The 21782-nt window shown below is 71.7% G+C and carries 16 protein-coding genes; 5 read left to right on the top strand and 11 right to left on the bottom strand.

What is annotated here, in order from left to right:
- Positions 1-191: 191 nt before the first annotated feature.
- The 9 genes from ACFVXA_RS36730 to ACFVXA_RS36690 form a co-directional block, all read right to left on the bottom strand.
- Entirely contained in the window at positions 192-1943 is a 1752-nt protein-coding gene (locus ACFVXA_RS36730; RefSeq protein ID WP_362016398.1) for an FAD-dependent monooxygenase, read from the bottom strand.
- A gap of 145 nt (positions 1944-2088) precedes the next feature.
- On the bottom strand, positions 2089-2544 hold the full coding sequence (locus tag ACFVXA_RS36725; RefSeq protein WP_389937181.1) for a pyridoxamine 5'-phosphate oxidase family protein: 456 nt from the start codon (positions 2542-2544) through the stop codon (positions 2089-2091).
- The gene (locus ACFVXA_RS36720) at positions 2541-3656 is read right to left on the bottom strand and encodes a threonine aldolase family protein (RefSeq protein ID WP_390028383.1); all 1116 of its coding nucleotides are present in this window, start codon (positions 3654-3656) and stop codon (positions 2541-2543) included. Before ACFVXA_RS36720 ends, ACFVXA_RS36725 begins: the two co-directional genes overlap by 4 nt.
- A 6-nt stretch (positions 3657-3662) precedes the next feature.
- A complete protein-coding gene (locus ACFVXA_RS36715; RefSeq protein WP_390028381.1) occupies positions 3663-5066 on the bottom strand; it encodes an aldehyde dehydrogenase family protein in 1404 nt (467 codons plus the stop codon).
- The gene (locus ACFVXA_RS36710) at positions 5063-6163 is read right to left on the bottom strand and encodes a hypothetical protein (RefSeq protein ID WP_390028380.1); all 1101 of its coding nucleotides are present in this window, start codon (positions 6161-6163) and stop codon (positions 5063-5065) included. Before ACFVXA_RS36710 ends, ACFVXA_RS36715 begins: the two co-directional genes overlap by 4 nt.
- The gene (locus ACFVXA_RS36705; RefSeq protein ID WP_390028379.1) at positions 6102-7943 is read right to left on the bottom strand and encodes an asparagine synthetase B family protein; all 1842 of its coding nucleotides are present in this window, start codon (positions 7941-7943) and stop codon (positions 6102-6104) included. Before ACFVXA_RS36705 ends, ACFVXA_RS36710 begins: the two co-directional genes overlap by 62 nt.
- Positions 7931-8944 (bottom strand): alpha/beta hydrolase, encoded by a 1014-nt coding sequence (locus tag ACFVXA_RS36700; RefSeq protein WP_390028378.1) that lies wholly within the window; start codon positions 8942-8944, stop codon positions 7931-7933. Before ACFVXA_RS36700 ends, ACFVXA_RS36705 begins: the two co-directional genes overlap by 13 nt.
- Entirely contained in the window at positions 8941-10347 is a 1407-nt protein-coding gene (locus ACFVXA_RS36695; RefSeq protein ID WP_390028376.1) for an MBL fold metallo-hydrolase, read from the bottom strand. The genes ACFVXA_RS36700 and ACFVXA_RS36695 overlap by 4 nt, the downstream gene beginning before the upstream one ends.
- Complete coding sequence (locus ACFVXA_RS36690) at positions 10347-11714, bottom strand: formylglycine-generating enzyme family protein (RefSeq protein WP_383900453.1); 1368 nt, start codon at positions 11712-11714, stop codon at positions 10347-10349. Before ACFVXA_RS36690 ends, ACFVXA_RS36695 begins: the two co-directional genes overlap by 1 nt.
- Positions 11715-12095: 381 nt before the next feature.
- On the opposite strand from ACFVXA_RS36690, the gene ACFVXA_RS36685 reads away from it, so the two are divergent.
- Positions 12096-12866, top strand: a complete 771-nt coding sequence (locus ACFVXA_RS36685) for a phytanoyl-CoA dioxygenase family protein (protein WP_390028374.1) — start codon at positions 12096-12098, stop codon at positions 12864-12866.
- A gap of 37 nt (positions 12867-12903) precedes the next feature.
- On the opposite strand, the gene ACFVXA_RS36680 is transcribed toward ACFVXA_RS36685, so the two are convergent.
- Positions 12904-14181 carry an ATP-grasp domain-containing protein gene (locus ACFVXA_RS36680; RefSeq protein ID WP_390028373.1) on the bottom strand — a complete coding sequence of 426 codons (1278 nt, stop codon included), beginning with the start codon at positions 14179-14181 and terminating at the stop codon, positions 12904-12906.
- 78 nt (positions 14182-14259) lie between these two features.
- Between ACFVXA_RS36680 and ACFVXA_RS36675 the strand changes: the two genes are divergently transcribed.
- A complete protein-coding gene (locus tag ACFVXA_RS36675) occupies positions 14260-15501 on the top strand; it encodes an MFS transporter (protein ID WP_390028372.1) in 1242 nt (413 codons plus the stop codon).
- Positions 15502-15534: 33 nt separating this feature from the next.
- Complete coding sequence (locus tag ACFVXA_RS36670) at positions 15535-16851, top strand: nucleotide disphospho-sugar-binding domain-containing protein (RefSeq protein ID WP_390028371.1); 1317 nt, start codon at positions 15535-15537, stop codon at positions 16849-16851.
- A gap of 52 nt (positions 16852-16903) precedes the next feature.
- Here the strand turns inward: ACFVXA_RS36670 and ACFVXA_RS36665 are convergent, their stop codons facing one another.
- Complete coding sequence (locus tag ACFVXA_RS36665) at positions 16904-18466, bottom strand: alpha/beta fold hydrolase (protein ID WP_390028370.1); 1563 nt, start codon at positions 18464-18466, stop codon at positions 16904-16906.
- 163 nt (positions 18467-18629) lie between these two features.
- Here ACFVXA_RS36665 and ACFVXA_RS36660 point away from each other — a divergent pair, with 163 nt between their 5' ends.
- A complete protein-coding gene (locus ACFVXA_RS36660; protein ID WP_362016427.1) occupies positions 18630-18983 on the top strand; it encodes a VOC family protein in 354 nt (117 codons plus the stop codon).
- Positions 18984-19261: 278 nt separating this feature from the next.
- Positions 19262-21655 carry an ATP-binding cassette domain-containing protein gene (locus ACFVXA_RS36655; RefSeq protein ID WP_390028368.1) on the top strand — a complete coding sequence of 798 codons (2394 nt, stop codon included), beginning with the start codon at positions 19262-19264 and terminating at the stop codon, positions 21653-21655.
- The last annotated feature ends 127 nt before the right edge of the window (positions 21656-21782 follow it).

The raw sequence follows: 21782 nt of genomic DNA, 5'->3' as shown, positions 1-21782 counted from the left end.
CCCGGCCGAACATGCCTCGGCAGCGGCCGCCGGAGCCGCGGTGACCGGGGGTTTTGGGCGCCCCCCCCCCCCCCCCCCCCCCCCCCCCCCCCCCCCCCCCCCCCCCCCGCGCCGGGGCCCCCCCCCCCCCGGGGGGGGGGGGCCCGCGCCCCCCCCGCGCCCCCCCCCACTTCTCGTTCCTCGTCGCGGTATCAGCGGTCCAGGAGAGCGGCGAACACCTCCGCCAGAACCCGCTCCGGGTCCTCGACGCCGTCCGTGCCGCGCCAGGCGACGTGCTGGTCGGGGCGGACCACGAGAGCGCCGGCGTCGGTGATCTGCCGAACGGCCTCCCACCCGCCGTCCACGTCGGCGAACTCGGCACCGGCGCCGATGCGGGCCGTGACGATCGGGATCGAGAACTTCTCCGCCACCCGCTCGGCCGCCTCGCACCACGGCGTCCCCTGCGGGCCGGTGATCAGCGTGAAGCCGGTCGTGCCGGTGAGGTCGAGAGTGGACAGGCGGTCCTCGCCCCGGGTGATCCAGGCGTGCGGCAGCCGGTGTCCGGGGCGGGACGTCGGCTGGTGCACGTTCCGCATGGGGACGCGGACCGGCGGCTCGCTGCCGTCGGGGACGAGCGCGCCCGTCTCGTAGCCGAAGCCGATCTCCATGTCGAGCGACTGGCATCCGCCGCGGTGGGTGTGGAAGATCTCCAGCGCGCGCGCCCGCACGGTGTCACCGAGCGGGGACGGGTCGAAGTACGCCGCAAGCCGCTGCCCTCGGCGGCCCGCCGGGATGTTGTGGCCGGCGCCGATGGCATCGATGACCGCCTGGTGGTGGACGGCGGCGGACGTCGCCCAGTCGACGTTCTCCCTGCCCACGGGCCGGCGCTCGGCCTCGTAGGTGTCGATCAGGCTGTCGGGGGCGCGGCCGGTCAGCACCGCGGCCAGCTTCCACGCGAGGTTGTGGACGTCCTGGATGCCGGTGTTGAGGCCCAGCCCGACGGCGGGCGGCTGGCGGTGCGCGGCGTCACCGGCGATCAGCACCCGGCCGACCCGGTAGCGGTCGGCGAGGTGCGCGTGCACGATCCAGTCCGTCACCTTGTGCACGGTCACTTCCAGGTCCGGCAGGCGCAGGAGTTCACGGATCCTGGGGATGACCGTCTCCGCGTCCCAGCGGCCGGGCGGCCCCGGGGCGAAGTGCAGCCCCCACTGCTCGCAGGCCTTCCCCCAGCTCGGTCCCATCTCGATGAGGTTGCTGGAGAGGTCGGGGTCCTCCGGGCTGAGGAAGTGCGTGATGAGCGTGCCCTCCTCCCACCACTGGGACAGATCGGCGGAGAAGTACGCGGTCGTGGTGTTGACCAGCCCGGGCGGGCCCTCCATCTTGATGCCGGCCGCGGGTCCGACCATGCGGCCGCCGTCGGCGCCGATGAGGTACTGCGCCGTGACCGTGGTGATCTCACCGGTCTCGGTGTTCCGCAGTTCGGCGACGACGTGGTCGCCCTCGTCGGAGAAGGTGGTCACCTCGTGGTGGAAGAGGATCCGCCCGGGATTGCGCTGTTCCGCGTGGCGGCGCAGGATCGGCTCCAGCCACATCTGGGGCAGCTTGGCGGGCAGCACGGGCCCGACCGCCGCGTAGCTCTCTCGCAGCTCACCGCCGCCGAAGGCGTCCATCTCATGGATCAGGCGCCGGTCCATCGGCCCGTCGCCCGCGAGCGTGGTCTGCCAGCGCACCTTGCCGAACAACTCCAGCGGCGCCGCCTCGGCGAGCACGTCCTCGGCGATTCCGTGCTGGCGGAAGATCTCCATCGTGCGCTGGTTGAGATAGTGCGCCTTCGGAATCCTCGACGTGTCCGGGTGCCGTTCCACCAGCAGATGATCGACACCCTGGTCGGAGAGGAAGACGGAGGCGGACAGACCGCATCCGCCGCCGCCCACGATCAGGACCGGAACCTCGATTGCTTCCATGTTCGCCCTTCCACAATTGACGGATGCCTTGCCTTCGCAGCCTGGCGAAGCCCTCTTCAGCTCCGGTCAAGAACGACTGGACTCCGCCTCCGCCGGCCGCTCAGGTGATCGGCCGGCGGAGGCGGAGAGCTCTGGTTCCGCGTGGTCAGCCGAGCCAGCCGCCGTCGCGCATGAGGCCGCGTCCCGCCAGCTCGTTCGCCTCCCGCCAGGCCTGGGCACGGCGTGGCCGGATCAGGAAGTACTGGTAGGGCTCGTCGTCCTTGCGCGGGTCGAAGCCGGTCTTGGCCGCGAAGGCGTCTCCCGCCTCCTGGCCGAGCTCGGCGATGTCCACCGGCTCCGCGACACCGTCGACCATCACGACATCGCGGGTCGGCCCGAGGCCGAGGCGCACCCGGCCGTCCGCCAGCAGGTTGCGGCCGGTGACCGAGGCGCGCGGCGTCGAGATGAGGAACGCGGTCCCGTCCCAGAGGTACGAGAGCGGGATGAGGTGGACGCCGCCCGAGGCGCCCGACGTCGCGACCCAGACATCGACGTCGTTCTCCAGCCTCGCGCGGGTGTCCCGCAGCCTCTCCTCCAGCCCACGCGGTGGCACGTCCGTCATGCGTCCTCCATCCATGTCGTGGAGAGTCCCCGTCCGGGGAGGTCTCCGTCGGTTGTCAGCCGGTCCGCGGGCACCGTGGCCGCCACGGCCGCCAGCGCCTTGACGGCCTCGCGCACACCGATCATGTCGTGTGCCCGGTGCGTCACGAAGCGCACGTATCCGTTCGGCAGCGGCAGTACGAGCACGCCGTGGCCGGCGAGGCGCGCGGCGCACTCGTGCGGGGTCAGCCCGGCAACCCGCGCCATGACCATGTTGGTCGGCCGCGGCGGGCGGAACAGCTCGACGCCGGGCACCGACGCGAACCCGGAGGCGAGCGCGGCGGCCCTCTCGTGATCGGCGGCCAGGTCGGGCAGGCGCCCGAGCGCGACCAGCGCGGGCGCCGCGACGACTCCCGCCTGGTGCAGGGAACCGCCCAGCCATCCCCTCAGTTCGCGGGCGCGGGCGACGTACTCGCGTGACCCGCACAGCAGCCCGCCGACCGGCGCGCCGAGCCCCTTGGAGACCGAGAAGGCGACGCTGTCCGCGGGCTCCGCCAGCTCCACGGGGCGGACCCCGAGCGCCACGGCCGCGTTGGCGAGCCGGGCGCCGTCGAGGTGGAAGTGCGCGCCGTACCGGTGGGCCAGCGCGGCCACGGCGTACGTCGCGACGGCGTCGAGGGCGTTGCCGGAGCGCATCATGCTCGTGTTCTCGAGACAGACCACGGTCGGCGGGCCCGCTCCGGTGGCGAGCAGCGCGGCCAGGGCGTCCAAGTCGGGCAGGCCGTCGGGTCGCTGTTGCACCGTCAGCAGCTCGACCCCGCCGAAGCGGCGCAGCCCCGGCGCCTCGAGGAACGCCATATGGGTGTCGGCGCCGACGATGAGCCGCGGCGCGGGCGATCCCGGCGGCCCGGACGCGGCGAGCGGGGCGAGCAGGTTCGCCATCGTGCTGGTGGGCGTGAGCAGCGCGGCCTCGGTGCCGAGCAGTTCGGCCACCCTCTCCTCCAGGAGGGCGACCGTGGGGTCGTCGCCGTAGACGTCGTCCCCGACCTCCGCCCCGGCCATCGCCGCCCGCATCCGCGCGTCCGGCACGGTGCGGGTGTCGCTGCGGAAGTCGAGCCGTGCGGAGGTCGGCATCGCGGCCTACCGCCCCGGCCGGTGGGCCACCCAGACGGCGCGGGGCCTGGTGTAGCCCTCCACCGCGTGGATGCCCAGCTCACGGCCGTATCCGGACTGACCGAGACCCGAGACGCTGACCGACTCCTCGGTGTCGCCCCAGGTGTTGACCCACACCATGCCGGCGCGCAGGGCCCTGCTGAAACGCTCGACCCGGTCGGCGTCCGACGTCCAGACCGAGGCCGACAGACCGTACGCGGTGTCGTGCGCCAGGGCCAGGGCCTCGGCGTCGGCGTCGAACGACGCGACGGACAGCACCGGGCCGAAGATCTCCTCGCGCCAGGCACGGCCGTCGGACGGCGCGTCGTCCACGATGACCGGGTTGACGAAGAACCCGCCGTCGAGCTCGTGCCGTACCCCGGAACGGCCCGGCGGAAGGATCACCTCCGCGCCCCGCGCCGCCGCCTCCTCGACCACCTCGGCCACCCGGTCGACGGCCGCCCGGCTGATCAGCGGGCCGAGATCGGTGCCGGGGTCCTCCGGCGGCCCGACTCGCAGGGCGGCGGCCAGCTCGGCGACGCGGCCGACGAACTCGTCGTGCACGGCCCGGTCGACGATCAGGCGTGTCCCGGCCACGCACATCTGGCCGGTGTTGCCGGTGTACGCCGTGACGACCGCGCGCGCCGCCGCGTCGAGGTCGGCGTCGCGGAAGACCACGAACGGACTCTTGCCGCCCAGCTCCAGTGAGACGGGCTTGAGGCCGTCCGCGCAGCGTCGCGCGACCTCGCGCCCCGCCGTCGTCGAGCCGGTGAAGGAGACCATGCCGACGGCCGGGTGGTCGCAGAGCAGCCGGCCGGTTTCGGCGCCGCCGTAGACGGCGGTGAGCACGCCCTCGGGAAGCACCTTGGCGGCGTGGTCGACCAGGCGGCGGACCGAGAGCGGTGTCTCGGGCGCCGGCTTGACGACGACCGTGTTGCCGTACGCGAGCGCCGCGGCGATCTTCCAGACGGCCAGCAGGAGCGGGTAGTTGTTCGGGGAGATCGCCGCGCACACCCCGACCGGCACACGGTCGGTGTAGGTACGCATGCCGCGGCCGGCCGGATGGGTCTCCCCCACCGGGTACCGGGCCGCCGCCGCGAACCAGTCGACCACCCGGGCGGCGAAGTCCACCTCTCCGACGGCGCGCGTCGTGGGCTTGCCCGCGTTGCGCCGCTCCAGCGCCGCGAACTCGTCGCGGTCCTCGCGCAGCAGATCCCCGAGCTCGCGCAGCAGGCCGGAGCGGTGGGCCGCAGAGGTGTCGGCCCAGCCACCGCGGAACGCCGCGTCCGCCCGGGCCACGGCGTCGGCGACGCCGCGCCCGTCGGTGTCCGGCAGGCGGGTGATGACGCGGCCGGTGGCGGGGTCGAGGACCGGCCGGCCCGCCGCGCTCATCCCAGCACCTCGGCGTTGGCGGCGAGCCGCAGCGCGGCGTCGATCTCAGCGACCAGGCCGAGGAACGCCTCCCGCCCCATGCCCGTACCCGCGCTGCCGAGCAGCCTGAGTTCGTACCCGTCGGGGTGCTGCCACCAGGCGTCGCAGGCTCCGAACTCGGCGCTGAGGTAGCCGAGATGCACCGGGCGGCCGCCGAGATCGCGGAGCTCGTCGGTGGCGGGGTGCTTGTCCCGCTTCGGCGGGAAGTCGAGGCGCCCGCCGCCGGTGCGCTGCGCCGTGAGGCGCAGCTCGCCGCCGGACGCCGAGGCGTAGACGACCTCCAGCTCCCGGACGGCGGAGCCGTCGCCGAACGTCGCGGCGCTGTCGGCGTAAAATCCACCGGCCGACACCGGCACTCCCTGCTCGGTGAGGAAGGCGGTGACCTCCCCCGACGGGATCCAGTCGCCCTCGTGCTCGCGCCCGTGCCGGTGGAAGAAGAAGACGCCGGTGGGCACCGAGACCATGTCGGCCGGGTGCCTGGCCCAGTAGCTCAGTTCGGAGAACGGGGTGGCCAGCACCCTCGGCACCGCCTCCGGTACGGCCGGACGCAGCGCGGCGAAGAGCGCGACGATCTCGTCGTCGGAGAACTCTCCTTCCAGCACCGAGAGTTCGACCGTGGTCCGCGCCATCCGGGCGCTGCCGGCCCGATGGCCCAGGTAGTCGGTGCCGAGCCAGACCACCCGGCCCTCGCCGATCTCGAACGCCCGGGTCTCGCTGCCCCACAGGCACGGGTGGTCCGCGGCGGCGAAGGCCCAGTCGTACAGGAACTGCTTGAGGCGCAGCCGCCGTCCGCCACCGGAGATCTCGGTGCGGTAGCCGGACGGGTTGGCGTCGCTCCACGGGCTGCGGCCCACGGCGTCGACGCGTCCGGGGGGAGCCTCGCGGCGAAGCGTTCCGACGCTGGTGTCACAGCCTTCGGGCAGTACGGCCGGCCGCCACACCACGAAGTCGCACCAGTCCTGGGCTCGCGCCTCCTCGATCGCCGGGGGCACCGGGTCAAGGTCGGCCGCGCTGTCCAGAATCTGCCAGCGCCACCGGGGAACGGAACTGCTCACCATGACTCCTCGGGTCGGTCCTGAGCTCCGCGAGGTGGTCGAGCCAGGCGGAGGTTGATGCAAGGAACATCCATTCGCCGACTCCCAGCTCGGCGCGGAGCCCGGCCGGCAGCGGTGGCAGCCCGAACGGGGCGCCGAGCCCGTCGGCCAACTCGGTCAGCCGCCTGACGTAGCCGGGGTCGGTGGGAGTCGGAAAGCCTTGTTTGCGACGGCGCCGCACCGAGTCGGGCAGCAGGTCGGCGAGCGCGGTCTTGAGCAGCTCCTTGTGGCTGCCGGGCTCGCCGGTGTCCTTCAGGTACTCGGGGCAGCGGAAGGCCAGTTCGGCGAGGGTGACGTCCTGGAAGACGGGCCGGTCCTCCAGGGTGAAGGTCGACGACGTGGCGTCCACCATGTCGTTGACGTAGACCAGAAAGCGCCGCATCAGGTGGTACCTGCCGCGTTTGAGCGGATCCGGCGTTCCGAGCGACCGGTACTCGGCCATGGTGCGTTCCCACACCTGTGTGGCCACCGCCGTCATGTCGACGTCGAGCTCGTGCGCCAGCCAGCTGACGAGCCGGGCCCAGACCGGCCGTTCGTCGGGGTGCAGCCGGTGGGTCAGGTAGTGGCGCCCGTGGACGTGCGTGGGCGCGGCGGGGTCGACGACGGGGAAGTACCGGCCGTCCTGGTACCCCCAGAGCTCGTCGGCTCCGTGCCCCGAGTAGACGACCACGTTCCCGTCGCCGGCGATGGTCCGGTAGAGCTGGTGCATCGCCAGCTCGGCGCCGTGCAGCAGCGGCCTCATCAGCCGGGTGGGCAGGATCGGCACCAGGTCGGCGGCGGCGTGGCGGTCCAGGTCGCAGACGGTCAGCGGCACACCGAGACGGTCGGCGACCTCGGCGGCGTGCGCCACGTCGTCGCCCGAGCCGCCGATGCCGTCCTGGTAGCGCAGCACGTACGCGTCGATGGGCAGTCCCGCCGCGGTCAGGCCTGCGACGATCGCCGAGCTGTCGACGCCGCCGCTGAGCACCGCCGCGCGGGGGACGTCGGACACGGACCGCTCGGCGACCGCCCGGTCGAAGGCGGCCCTGATCTCCTCGGGACCGACCGGGACGTCGTCCGGCTCGGGTCGCCAGTAGCGGTGCGTGCGCGTGCGCGGTGGGTCGACCACCAGGTACTCGGCGGGCTGCAGGGACTTGACGCCGCGCAGCCAGGTGCGGTCGTCGGCCGCGTCCATCCGGATCCAGGAGCGCAGCACGTACTCCTCGGGGTCGGCCTCGGGTGCCACCAGGCCGGTGCGGAGCAGCACCCCCGCCTCCGAGGCGAACAGCAGCCCCCCGTGGGTGAAGGCGTAGACCAGCGGTTTCACGCCGAAGTGGTCGCGGGCCAGCACCACGCGGCCGGTCGAGGTGTCGTGCCAGGCGAGCGCGAACATGCCGGACAGCGGCCGCAGCGCGTTCCCCGGATCGGGCTCGCGGCAGATCTGCTGGAGCACGAACTCGGTGTCACAGGTGGTACGGCGCGGCCACAGCGGTGGGGCGGGTGAACGGGAGCCGTACACCTCGCCGTTGTGCACCAGCACGACCCGGCCGCCGGGGTCGGTCATCGGCTGGTCCCCGGCCGCGGTGCGGTCGCGGACCGCCAGCCGCGTCGCGCACAGCATGACGGTGCCGCACGACGAGACGTACGGGGCGCAGGCCCCCTCGCCGCGGTGCGCCATGGCCTCGGTCATCGTCCGGCCCAGCGCGTCCAGCCACGCGGGGTCCCGTCGTCCGTCCAGGCTGATGAAGCCCGCTATGCCGCACACGTGTCACGCTCCGGTTCCCGCCATACCCGCCAGAGCTCCGCCAGAGCCTCGGTGAACACGTGCTCGATGCCGTGGTGTCCGCCCTCGTGCTCCCGGTAGACGTGTGGGACGCCGTGCGCGCCGAGGGCCGCGTGCAGCGCGCGGACCCCCCAGTGCATGCCGTACTCGTCGCGTTCGCCGACGCCGAGGTGGAGCAGACCGAGTCCGGCGAGACGGCCGGCGTGGGCGGGGAGCATCCGCACCGGGTCGTGGGTGAGCCACCGCCGCCACACGTCGTCGCGGAACAGGCCCGTCGCCGGGTCGCACGGCAGCGCGTCCGACGGGGTGGTCCGGGGGTCGTCGGCGTAGCACATGCCCATCGCGATGATGCTCATCGCCACCATGAAGGGGACGTCGTGCGGGCCGCTGTCCCGGCGGGCCAGCAGCCCGTCGACGCCGCCGGCCGCCTTGACGGTGTCGAGCGCGGCGGGGAGCAGCGGCAGGTAGCAGTGCTCGAACCCGGCGTCGGGCGAGCAGGCGATCACCGCCCCGAACAGCTCGGACGTCATGCCCGCGAGGAGCGCGCCGTAGCCGCCGCTGGACTTCCCCGCGACGCAGCGCCACGCCGGCTCCGGCCGGGTCGCGAATCGCCGGTCCACCTCCGCGACGACCTCGGCGAGGTAGGCGGCGTAGCGGCCGGAGGCGGCCGAGTCGAGGTACTGCGAGCCGCCGTAGGCGGTCGTGCAGTCGGGCACGACGAGCAGCGCGGGCGGCACACGGCCGTCCGCCATCGCCTGGCGGAGCCGGTCGGCGACGGATCCGCCGAAGGCGAGGGCCCGGCCGCCGAGACTGGGATAGGCGCCGAACCCCGGCAGCCAGTACACGACCGGGTACCGCCGGACGCCGTCGTAGCCGGGCGGCAGGCGCACCTCGATCCGGCGGCGGTGCGGGTCGCCCAGCGGGTTGCCGCGCAGGCAGGCGCTCTCGTGGTCGAGCAGGACCGCTTCGGGGGCGTCGTTCACGGGCCGCTCGCCTCCCGCAGCGCGCGCTCCACATGGCGTGTGTAGAACGACGGGTGGTGGAAGACCGCGGAGAGCAGGACGCCGTCGCTGGCCCACAGGCCGAAGGAGCTGCCGAACAACAGGTCGGCGCCGAGCATGGCCTCCAGCGTGCTCGCCGCCATCTCGGTCCAGCCCTCACCGCCGGCGAGGTGGCTCCGGGCCGGGCCTGGACCGAGCCGCGTCACCCGGGCCGCCACCGGGTCCAGCAGGAAGGCGGTCTCGGCGCCGCCGTCCTCGTACAGCGAGATGACGTGCCGTCCGGCGCCGTCGTCCAGCGCCCGGTACCAGTAGTCGGTCGCCACCAGCCGGTCCAACAGCTCGCGGAGCATGTCCTCGCTGGTGCGGGTCTGGCGACCGTACCGGTCGAGGGCGGCGTCGAACGGCGGCACCGGCGTGCCCGGGTCGAGCGTCACCTCGGAATAGACCTGATCGAAGTCGTACGCGCCGGGCGGGACCGGGCCGTCGGCCGGTACGGCCTTGCCGTCCGCCACCTCGATCACCTGGCCCGGCCCCCACAGCAGGCCGTCGCGGCCCAGCTCGTCCAGGCGCCGCAGGGCCTCGGTCGGGGTGAAGGGGAACATCGTCCGGTTGCACCAGGAGTAGTCGCGCTCGCCGTCGCCGATGACGCGCCAGCCGAACGAGGAGGGCACCGTCAAGGCGGCGGGGATCGCCTCGACGTACCGGTCGAAGTTCGCGACGGCGCGGGCGCGGGCCGCGTCCGGGTCCGTCAGCGGGCGGCGCTCGGTGAGCACACCGGGCGGCGCGATGCTGTGCGCGGGGACGAACACGGCGTCGAGCCGGGGCGCGTCCTCGCGGCGGAAGGCCTCCACGGTCGCCTCGTGCAGCAGCGCGTCCCCGCACAGCAGGACGGCCGCGTCGGCGGTCTCCACCAGCACGCTCATCTCGGGGAACGGCACGGCCGAGGGGAACGTCCGCAGGGTCGAGCCGCCCAGGGTGATCGTGTCGCCCGGCGTCACCGGGTGCAGGTGCTCGAAGCCGAAACGGCGGAGCGTCCAGGCGATCGCCTGGTGCCCGAGCCCCGAGGCGGTCAGCTGCGGCGGCACCGGGCCCGCGGGGTAGACGCAGGTGACGCCGGAGCTCTGGCGCGGGCTGTCGTCGAAGTCCACGTCGGCGCCGTCGCGCAGGCGGAGCAGCGAGGGGAAGTGGTGGTGGTCGAAGTGGTGGTGGCTGAGGACCACATAGTCGACACCGTCGTCGAGCACCTCCCGGACCAGGTCGTCCGCCAGCGGCGGGTGGTGCTCCCAGAAGCGGTCCAGGCGCTGGGTGAGCCACGGGTCGAAGAGGATGCGCTCCGTCCCCGTCTCGACGAGGACCGCGGCATGCCCGAGCGATGTCAGACGCATCAGCCGCTCGTCTCGTACACGCAGCGGAAGCCGACCTCGTTGTGCCGGTCGGTGATCAGGTCCTTGCCCCGGTAGAACGTGGTCAGACAGGTCGGCGGCGACGTCCAGGTGCCACCGCGCAGGATGTGGAAGGCCTCCTTGCGGTTCATGAAGTCCAGCGGGTGGCGTCCCTTGAAGAAGGGGTCCATGTCGTCGCCGGTGTAGAAGTTGGTCCGGGTCAGCTCCCAGACGTTCCCCGACATCTGCAGGACGCCGTACGGGCTGGCGCCCTGCGGGAGGGCGTCCGCGGGCAGCACCGGATGGGCGGGGTTGTCACCCTGCGAGATGGTGACCAGCAGCGCCTCGAGGGAGTCGAGGTCGGCCACGGCCTCGCCGAACGAGCGCTCGACGTAGTTCACCCGCTCCGGGTCCCACTCCTCGCCCCACGGGTAGCGGCGGCCGTCCACGCCGCGTGCCGCCTTCTCCCACTGGACCTCACTGGGCAGCGAGCCACCGGCCCACTTCGCGAAGGCGTAGGCGTCGTACCAGTCGACGCCGACGACCGGCAGGCCGGGCGCGTTGAAGCGCGGGTCGTGCCAGTGCGCGGGGCGGTGCGACCGCTCGAGCGGCTGGTCCGGGTGGTCGAACTCGCCGGAGTCGCCGACCTCGTCCAGGAACTCCCGGTAGCGCGCGTTGGTCACGGTGGTCCGGTCGATGAGGAACTCGGGCACGTCCACGGCGCGCAGCGTGCTGTCGTCCTGCGCCATCCGGAAGGCGTCGGGCTTCGCGTTCGCACCGATGATCGCCGCACCGCCCGGCACCAGGACGACGTCGGCGTGCCGCCGGGGCCGCTTGCGCGCGGCATCGATCCGCGCCCGCATGTCCGTGAAGTACTCGTCCTCGAGACGGCGGAGTTCGGCGGGGTCGCGGGTGCCGAAGACGGCGATGAGGGCGCGCTTGGTGAGCGCCGCGCCGCAGCCGACGGGCTTGCGCGCCCAGTCGGGCCGGGTGAAGTTGCTGGGCCAGCCGGAGATACGGATGAGGTCGGGGACGGCGGCCGCGATCCGGTACTGCGCGATGACCTTGAGCGCGGTGAACGCGACCCAGTCGACCGTGTCGTGTGTCGCGGCGGCCACGGCGGCGTCGGCCGCGGGGTCCCCCACGTGATGTTCGGCCAGCAGCCGCACCGCGCCGGCGCGCACCGGCCACTCCGGATGCGTGACCACGAGACTGGCCAGCAACGGCACCCCGTCCGCGGCCCGGCCCTTCTCCTCGGCCAGGTCGACGACGCGCTGCACCGACGCCCAGTAGCGGTCGTCGGTGGAGTCGTCGATCACCAGCATGTCGGCGGGAATGTCGATGACTTGTGAAACGCGATTACCTACCATCTCAACCTCTCTCAGGACGACGTGCCGCCCGTACGGAATGCGATTCCATACGGGCGGCGCATTTCGCTGATCAGGGGGTTACCACTTGCTGGTCTCCTCCTGCGCGTCACGGGTGTCCATAAAGGTACGGTCGCTCATTTTTCACTCCCTTCGCCATGACCAATTGCGTGGCCGAATGACCAACGGCTCGGAAGCATACGCAGACCGCGGAATACGCGGCAACGGCCATGACCCGCGCACCTTGAACATGAACATTCCCTGATACGTGCGGGTAAGTTCGCGGCGGTCCGACGTCAGGAGAGGGAGAAGAGAATGGTCGAAACCGTTGACACCGCTGATACCGCTGACACCGTTGACACCGCTGACACCTATTCCCGTGACATGCGGGAGAACGGGTTCGTGCGGCTCCCCGCGCTCGCGACCGGCGACGCGCTCGCCCGGCTCCGGGGCGCGGTGGGCCGGCTCGAGGAGCTCGCCCGCGGCCGCACCGTATCGACCGGGGACTTCGTCCTCGAGGCGCCCGGCATCGGCGGATGGGCGGCCTGGCAGCAGGGGGCCGGAGCCCTCACCGGGGTGCTCCGGTCGGCCGACCGCATCCACGCCCACGTTCCCGAGTTCGACGCCGTGCAGCGGTCGCTGGGCCTGGCCGACGGGCCGGTCGCCCGGGCCGTCGGTGCCCCGGGCACGCTGGTCAACGCCTTCCTGTGGGCGAAGCCGCCCGCGGTGGGCTCGGCGAAGCCCTGGCATCAGGACATGGCCTTCGCGCCTCCCGGCTTCGGCGCGCGGGAGCACGGTGTCGTGACGATCTGGATCGCGCTCGAACGCGCCACCCCGCGCAACGGCTGCGTCGAGTTCATCCCCGGCTCCCACCTGCTCGGGCTGCTCCCGCACACCGGGGACCGCGAGCGTCTGCCGGGCGAGCCGCCGCTGGAAGAGGCGGTCGAGCCGCACGTCGCGGACGAGCACCTGCCGCGCACCGAACCGGTCGCCATGCCCCTCGAACCCGGCTCGGCCGTCATGTTCGACGGCATGGTGCTGCACCGCTCGGCCCCCAACACGACGGCGGCGGAGCCGCGCACCGCCGTCAGCTTCGTCTACAAGGTGCCGCGGCCTTCCTGGTCCCGGCGGGAGCCGGCCGCCGCCCGCCCGTGACGTTCGACCGCGGCGGGTCAGCGGTCGAACGGCGTGTTCAGGAGCGGGCGCCGCGGTCGAGGACGTAGAACGCGACGCCGTCGAGATGACGGATCGTGTTGAGGTCGCGCTGCACGACCTCCTCGAGGTCGTGCAGCAGCGTCACGACGACCGGGTAGGTGAGGTCGTCGACGGTCCGCTGGATCTCCTGGCCCGGTTTCACCTGGGTCGACAGGGCGTGGAAGCTCTCCAGCTCCTGGATCTCCTCGATGCCCCGGTACTCGCTGAGCACGCCCTCCACCGGCGAGACCATGCCGGCGATCGCGCAGTACCGCCGCACCGTGTACGGGCTTGCGGCCCGGGCGTGGAACCGCTCGGGGCGCGTGTACGCGTCGACGGTCCACTCCAGCTGTGACTCGCCGATGCCGAGGCCTGCGCAGGCCGGGATGCCGCCGCCGGCTATCCGGGCGCCGACCTCCACCAGACACGGGCCGGCCGGGGTCATCCTGATCTCCACGTGCGCCGGTCCGTGCCGGATGCCGAGAGCGTCCAGGACCCGGAACGCGTAGTCGCTCAGCGGCTCCACGACCCGGCTCCCCGAGTCGATCAGCGAGAGGGCGTCACAGAGGTCGACGACACCGTTCGCGCTGACGCGGCCGGTCCGCCAGACGTCGCACACGTGGTGGCGGCCGTCCCGGCTGACCGTGTTCACCATGTACTCGGTGCCGGGAAGGTACTCCTGCGCCACGGCCCCGTTGTTGGGCTGGGAGAAAACGTCGTCGGCGTCCGCGAGGGACAGCAGGGCCGCGACCGACTCCTCCGGGGTGTCGCAGAAGAAGACTCCCTGGCTGCCCGCGCTGCGCGGCGGCTTGACGACGACGCGTCCGCCCAGCTCACGGTGCCAGGCGGCGAGTTCGTCCGGGTCGGTGGCCCGCAGCTGCCGGGCCGCGCGGAGCCCGGCGGCGCGCACGGTCTCGACCATGAGGTGCTTGTCGCGCCGCGCGGCGCTGAGGGCGGTGCCGTTGCCGGGCAGGCCGAGTCGCTCCGCGAGCAGGTCCGCGAACTCCACGCCGACCTCGCCACCCGAGATCACGGCGACCGGCGCGAACGCCGCGACCGCGTCGACCGTAGCCGCCAGATCGCCGTCATGATGGATGTCGGCGATGAAGTCATCGCGGACGAAAGGGGCCGACCGGTACACGAACGGCACATCACTCGTGCTCTGCACACGAACGACGGAGTACCCCTGCTCCCGGAATTCCAAAACGAGTGAACGGACCGCGGCGTAGGCATCGACAATCGCGATGCACGGGCTGTCCTCAATGGCTGCTGTCATATGTTCAAAGATAGACAGACTTTGCCCTCGCCGAAATCTGTTCAGCTCTGACATCCTCCAGAGCTGGAGGAATACGTGATGACTTCTTTTCCCACGACGTTACGCTCGCCGCATTTCACTCCGGTATTGCTGTTCGTCAACGCGTTCGGAAGTTTTCTGGTTCTCGCGAGCCTGTCCACACACGTGGGGTCGGTCACCGGGTCGGGCCTGCTCGCCGGAGCCGTGCTGAGTGCGCCGTGGCTGCCCGCGCTGCTGCTGGCCGGACCGCTCAACCGGCTGCTCAGCCGGCGCGCCCCGGAGCGACTCGTCCGGCTGGCCGAGGCCGCGAGCCTGGTGCTCACCGCTGCCGCCCTCGTGGCACCGGGCGACGCGCTGCTCGCGGCCGCCGCCGTTCTCGTGCTCGCCCGCGGCTATTTCGAGGCGGTCACCCGCTCGGCCACGTCGGTCGTGCTGCGCGGCACAGTCCGGCCGGAGCGCCTGGACCGGGCCAACACCGTCGCCGAGATCGGCAAGTTGACCGGGCTCAGCGTCGGCGCGGCGCTGGCGGGGCCTGCCGGGGCGGTCCTGACGCTCCGGGGCCTGATCGCGGTGAACGTGGCGACGCTGGCGCTCTCCGCGGCCCTCGCCTGGGCGCTGCCGTCACCCCCCGAGGGGTCCCCCGTGGCCGCCCGGGACGACGCGGACTCCGCGACCGGCACGCGCCTGCGCGTCCACGACCCGGTGCTGCGCAGGCTGTTCGCCCGTTTCCTCCTGGTGGCGTTCTGGCAGGGCTTCCACACCGTGGCCGTCACCGTGATCCCGCTGCACGTGCTGGGCGGCGGAACCCGCCTGGTGGGGGTCTTCGTCGCGATCTCGGCGGTCGCCATCTTCGCGGGTTCGCTCGCCGCCCTGCCGGCCCAGCGGTACCTCGACCGCCTCCCCTCGGCCACCTGGGCCCTGGCCCCGATGCCACCCCTGCTGGCGGCGGTACTGGTCGGCCGCACGGTACCCACGCTGGCGCTGTACTCGCTCTTCCTGGTCCTCTTCGAGGTCGCCTACGTCCACTACAACAACCGGCTGCTGGCCGCGGCCTCCGCCGAGGAGCTCTCCTCGGTGGTGACGCTGCGGGCCACGCTGCTCCCCTCGGGCGTGGCCGTCTCCATCCTGGTCATGGGGGCGCTCTGCGACCTGGCCGGCCCCCTGCCCGCGGCCCTCGTGGTCGCCGCCACCACCGTCCTGGTCACCGCCGCGACCGGCGCCACCGGGCAAACCTGGAGAAGAACCGTACGGCACCGCGTGATCATGATGGCGGGAGCCGGAAAGCGTGGCGTTCGCCCCTGAGTCCCCCCACCCCTGAATCTAAGGAAGTCCGTCGTGCGCGTGCTCATTGTGCCGTTTCCCTGGAAAACACATCTGTTCAACCTGGTTCCGTTGGCGTGGTCGCTGCAGACGGCCGGGCATGAGGTGCGGGTGGCCGGGTGGCCGGACCTGCTCGACGCCGTCACCGGGGCCGGGCTGACGGGCTTAAGCGTCGGTCCCGGCGAGACCGCGGAGGAACGCAAGCGGCGGGACCGGCGCAAAGCGGCTCCCGCGCCCGCCGCGGGAGGGTCTGGGCAAGGGGGCCTCGGCCCGCTGTTCGACGTCCGGCCGGATCGCGAGCGGCTGGGGTGGGAGCAGGTCACCAGGCTCTTCGACACCCTGGTGCTTCCGCAGGCACGGCGATCCAACGACTCGATGATGGAGGACCTGGTCGAATTCGCCCTCGAATGGCGGCCCGACCTGGTGCTCTGGGGCGCGAAGGCGTTCGCGGGAGCGGTGGCCGCCGCCGCGGTGGGAGCGGTGCACGCCCGGGTGCTGTATTCGGTCGACGTCTACACCCGCATGCGTGAGGACTATCTGCACGCCAAGGCCCTGCAGCCACCGGAGGAACGCGTCGACGGGCTGCGCGACTGGCTGGCGGGCTGGGCCGGGAAGTACGGCCGCGAGTTCTCCGAGGATCTGGTGAACGGACAGTTCACCATCGACCCGCTTCCGGAGGCGTTCCGGCCCGACCCCCGGCCGACCACGCTCCCCGTGCAGTTCATTCCGTACAACGGGCCGGCCGTCGTACCGCGATGGCTCGCCGAACCGCCGCGGGCACCGCGGGTCCTGATGACGTTCGGTGACTCGGTGAACGACGGGCCGGTACGGCACCTGCTGCCCGTCGAACGCATCCAGGACATCCTCGACTCGGTGGGCGACCTGGAGATGGAGCTGGTCCTGACCCTGCCGCGGGACTCCCAGCACAGGCTGCGCGACGTGCCGGCCAACACCCGCCTCGTGGAGTCCGTGCCCCTCTCGGAGGTCCTGCCGACCTGCGCGGCCATGGTGCATCACGGCGGGACCTGGTCGTTCGGCTGCGCTCTGCGCTACGGCGTCCCCCAGTTGCTGGTCAGCAGGGCGTTCGACATTCCGCTGAAGCGCCAGTGCCTCGACCGGACGGGGGCGGGGCTCTCCATGGAACCCGCCGAGGTGGACGGGCCCGGAGTCCGCGCCGCACTCGTCCGTCTGCTGGAGGACGGAACCATCCGGGCGAACGCCCAGCGGCTCCGTCAGGAGGTGCTCGCCACGCCCTCCCCCAACGAACTGGCGCGAACCCTGGAAGAACTGGTCGCCGCCCGCCGGGCCGACGCCGTCCCCGCCACGCGCTGACCCCGACAGGCGGGCCCCGCATGACCACATGCGGGGCCTGCCTGACGACGGATCAGGACGCCGGCACCGGGTCCGCGGCCGCCTCGCAGGTGGCGTCGACACCCGACCGGGAGGCGGGACGGGTGCCGTCCCTCAGGTAGTCGCTGACGTAGGCGTTGAGGCAGGCGTTGTTGTTCGCCGACAGCGCCGCGCCGACGTTGTGGCCGCCCTGCTCCAGGATGAGCCGGGAGTTCGGGAACAGCCTGTGCGTCTCGTTGGCTCCGGCGACACCGTGCGCGGTGTCGAACTCCGGCTGCACCAGCAGGACGTTCACCCCGCTGTTGCCGACCTTCTGCGCCTTCTGGGCGGGCACCGGCCAGAACGCGCACGGCGCGCTGTACCAGGCGTTGGTCCAGGTCAGGAACCGGTTTCCGGCGGCGTACTGGCGGGAGTAGTCCGTGTGCCAGCGGTTCCAGTCGCGCGGCCAGTGGGCGTCGAGGCACTGGACCGCGTTGGTCATCGCGTGCCTGTTCTGGTGCGGGAAGCCCGGGTCCGAGTAGTTGGCCCGCAGCGACGTCGGGTCACCGCGCAACGCCCAGTCGGCGAGCACCTGCGCGCGGGAGAGCCAGGTCCAGCTGCGGTAGACGACCGGCTCGAAGACGTCCGCCCACTCGGCCGGGCCGATCTTGCCGTCGAGGGGCGCCGCGCCGAGCGCGTCCTGACCCTTGTAGTACTCCGCCTCGACCTCGGCGGCGGTGGTGCCCAGGTGGTAGACCGCGTCGTACTTGGCGACCCAGGTGAAGAAGATCTTGGCGTTCTTCTCGGACGTCACGTTCTTGTCGAGGTTGTTCTGGTACCAGGCGCCGCTGGGGCTCACCACGCTGTCCAGCAGCATCCGGCGCACCCGGCTCGGGTACATCGAGGCGTAGACCGAGCCGAGGTAGGTGCCCCAGTCGGTGCCGAAGTAGGTGATCTTCTCCTGGCCGAGCGCGATCCGCATCTGGTCGAGGTCGCGTGCGGCGTCCTTGGTGCTGAGGTGCTTGAGCACATCGCCGTACTTGTCGCCGCAGCTCTTGGCGTACGCGCGGGCCCGGTCGGCCCACTCCTGCTCGGCGGCGGGGGTGCTCGGCACGGGGTCCGGCTGCGCGTGCCCCGGGTAGACGTAGTCACTGTCACAGACGACCGCCGGCTCGCTGGCCCCGACGCCGCGCGGGTCGAAGCCGATCCAGTCGTAGGCGGCGCCCACGTCCTGCGCCAGTCCGGTCGTGCCCTTGGCGTACCGGGTGGGCAGGTCGCGGCCGATGCCGCCGGGCCACTGGCCGCGGTTCAGCAGCACGACGCCCTGGTACTGGGCGTCGGGGGCGGTGTGCTTGGCCCTGGTCAGCGCCAGGGTTATCTTCTGGCCGTCGGGTTTGCCGTAGTCGAGCGGCACCTGTATCGATCCGCACTCCAGGCCCTTGAGCAAGGCGCCGAGGACCGGGTCGGTGGCCGGGCACGGCGACCAGGCCACGCTTTCGGCGGCCGGCGCGGTCGTGTCCTTCGCCGTCGCGGTCGTGTCCTTCGCCGTCGCGGGAGCGACGGTCGAACCCAGGAGACCTGCCACGATCACTGACGTGACCAATGCGAGCTTTTTCACGTGATTCCCCTTCTGGATACAACGCGCTCGCAGCCTGACGAGGCCCTCTTTAATTCCGGTCAAAGATGGCTGGAAACCCGTTGGGGTGAGCAGGAACGAAGAAGCGCCGCGTCGGGTGATTTCCCTAGCCTGAAGTGACGACATCCCAACCCCAGGAGTGATCATGGCTGACTCTGCCGTCCAGGGAATCAAGACCGTGCTGCATCCCGTCTCGGACCTGGCGACCGCCAAGAAGGTCTACACGGCCCTGCTCGGCGTCGAACCTCAAACCGACGGGGACTTCTATGTCGGCTTCGACGTCGCGGGCCAGCACATCGGGCTGGTGCCGGGGGCGGGAACGCAGGGCATGGCCACGCCGGTCGCCTACTGGCACGTTCCCGACATCGAGGCGAAGCTGGCCGAGGTGACCGCCGCGGGCGCCACGGTGAAGAACGCCGCCGCCGACGTCGGCGGCCGTCTGGTGGCCACCGTCACCGACCTCGACGGCAACGAGCTCGGACTGCTCCAGGACCGCTGAGTCCGAGCATCCCCTCGAAGCCCCTCGAGTCCGGCTCGAAGCCCCCTCGTATCCCCCTCGAGTCCTGCTCGTATCTCCCTCGTATCTCCCTCGAGGCCCACTCGAATCCCGCTCGAAGCCCCCTCGAGTTCTCGCGAACCCCCCTCGACCCCCTTCGAGTTCTCCTCGAGTTCTCCTCGAGTCGTTCTCGACGGGGCCTCGAGGGGGATTCGAGGGCAGCGCCCCAAGCTCGGATGGGACCGGGCGAAGGCGGTCCCATCCTGAGAGATGGAGACACGATGAGCATGGCCCCGAGGACGGACACGCAGTCGCCCGCGCCGCACGTCGCCGACAGTCACGACCTGATCCGCGTGCACGGCGCGCGCGTGAACAACCTCAAGGACGTCAGCGTCGAGATCCCCAAGCGCCGGCTGACGGTGTTCACCGGTGTCTCCGGCTCGGGCAAGAGCTCGCTGGTGTTCCACACGATCGCCGCGGAGTCGCAGCGGCTGATCAACGAGACCTACAGCGCCTTCGTGCAGGGCTTCATGCCGACGCTCGCGCGTCCCGAGGTCGACGTCCTCGACGGGCTGACCACCGTGATCACCGTCGACCAGCAGCGGCTGGGCGCCGACCCCCGCTCCACCGTCGGCACCGCCACCGACGCCAACGCGATGCTGCGCATCCTCTTCAGCCGGCTCGGGCAGCCCTTTGTCGGCCCGCCCAGCGCGTTCGCCTTCAACGTCCCCAAGCGGACGGCGAGCGGGGCCATGAACGTCGACAAGGGCAAGGGCGAACGGATCGTGGTCCGCAAGGCCGTCTACCACGGCGGCATGTGCGCGCGCTGCGAAGGCCGCGGCATGGTCTCCGACATCGACCTCACCCAGCTCTACGACGACTCCAGGGCGATCGGCGACGGCGCGTTCACGATCCCCGGCTGGAAGCAGGACAGCTTCTGGACCACACGGGTCTACGCCGAGTCGGGCATCCTCGACCCGAAGAAGCCGATCCGCGAATTCACCGAGAAGGAGATGCGGGACTTCCTCTACGGCGAGTCGACCAAGGTGAAGGTCGACGGTGTCAACCTGACCTACGAGGGCCTGATCCCGAAGATCCAGAAGTCGATGCTGTCCAAGGACAAGGAGTCGCTGCAGCCGCACATCCGGGCGTTCGTGGAGCGGGCGGTGACCTTCGCCTCCTGCCCCGACTGCGGCGGTTCCCGGCTCAGCGCGGAGGCCAGGTCATCCAAGATCGGCGGCATCAGCATCGCCGACGCCTGCGCGATGGAGATCAGGGAACTCGCCGCGTGGGTACGCGAGTTGGACGAGCCGTCGGTGGCGCCGCTGCTCGCCAAGCTGCTGCACACCCTGGAATCGTTCGTGGAGATCGGCCTCGGCTACCTCTCGCTCGAACGTCCCGCGGGCACCCTGTCGGGCGGTGAGGGACAGCGGGTGAAGATGATCCGCCACCTCGGCTCCGCGCTCACCGACACCACGTACGTCTTCGACGAGCCCACCACGGGCCTGCATCCGCATGACATCAGCCGGATGAACGACCTGCTGCTGCGGCTGCGCGACAAGGGCAACACGGTGCTCGTCGTGGAGCACAAGCCGGAGGCGATCGCGATCGCCGACCACATCGTCGACCTCGGCCCGCGCGCGGGCGCGGGCGGTGGCGAGGTGATGTTCGAGGGCTCCCTCGAAGGGCTGCGGGACAGCGGCACGATCACCGGCCGCCACCTCGACGACCGGGCCGGCCTCAAGGAGACGGTGCGGAAGCCGAAGGGGCACCTCGAGATCCGCGGCGGTTCGACGCACAACCTCCAGAACGTCGACGTCGACATCCCCCTCGGCGTGCTGTGCGTCGTCACCGGGGTGGCGGGCTCCGGCAAGAGTTCGCTGATCCACGGCTCGGTGGCGCGCAGGGACGGCGTGGTGGCCGTCGACCAGTCGCCGATCAAGGGTTCACGCCGCAGCAACCCGGCGACGTACACCGGGCTGCTCGACCCGATCCGCAAGGCGTTCGCGAAGGCCAACGACGTGAAGCCCGCGTTGTTCAGCGCCAACTCCGAGGGCGCCTGCCCCACCTGCAACGGCGCCGGCGTCATCTACACCGATCTGGCGATGATGGCGGGCGTCGCCACCGCCTGCGAGGACTGCGAGGGCAGGCGTTTCGAGGCGTCGGTCCTGGACCACCGACTGGGCGGCCGCGACATCAGTGAGGTCCTCGCCATGCCCGTCGACGAGGCCAAGGACTTCTTCGGCGCCGGAGAGGCGCATGTCCCCGCCGCCCACCGGATCCTCGAACGCCTCTCCGACGTGGGTCTCGGCTACCTCGACATCGGCCGGCCCCTCACCACGCTGTCGGGCGGCGAACGCCAACGGCTCAAGCTGGCCACGCACATGGCGGACAAGGGCGGCGTCTACGTCCTGGACGAACCCACCACCGGCCTCCACCTCGCCGATGTCGAGAACCTGCTCGGACTGCTCGACCGTCTCGTCGACGCGGGCAAGTCGGTGATCGTCATCGAACACCACCAGGCCGTGATGGCCCACGCCGACTGGATCATCGACCTCGGCCCCGGTGCCGGTCACGAGGGCGGCCGGATCGTCTTCGAGGGCACCCCCGCCGACCTCGTCGACGCCTGTTCGACCCGCACCGGCGAACACCTCGCGGCCTACATCGGTCGGTAACGCCTGATCCGGGGGGTGGGGGGGGGGGGGGGGGCCCCCCCCCCCCCCCACCCCCGGTATAGGAGGGGTAGGAGGGGTAGATGAATAATTAGCCCATCTACTCAGTCGTTCTTGGGAATGTGGAGTA

Source organism: Streptomyces sp. NPDC058246, assembly GCF_042881985.1.
Taxonomy (GTDB): domain Bacteria; phylum Actinomycetota; class Actinomycetes; order Streptomycetales; family Streptomycetaceae; genus Streptomyces.
Note: the sequence above shows the minus strand (reverse complement) of the source record. Positions and strands in the feature narration are given on the sequence as shown.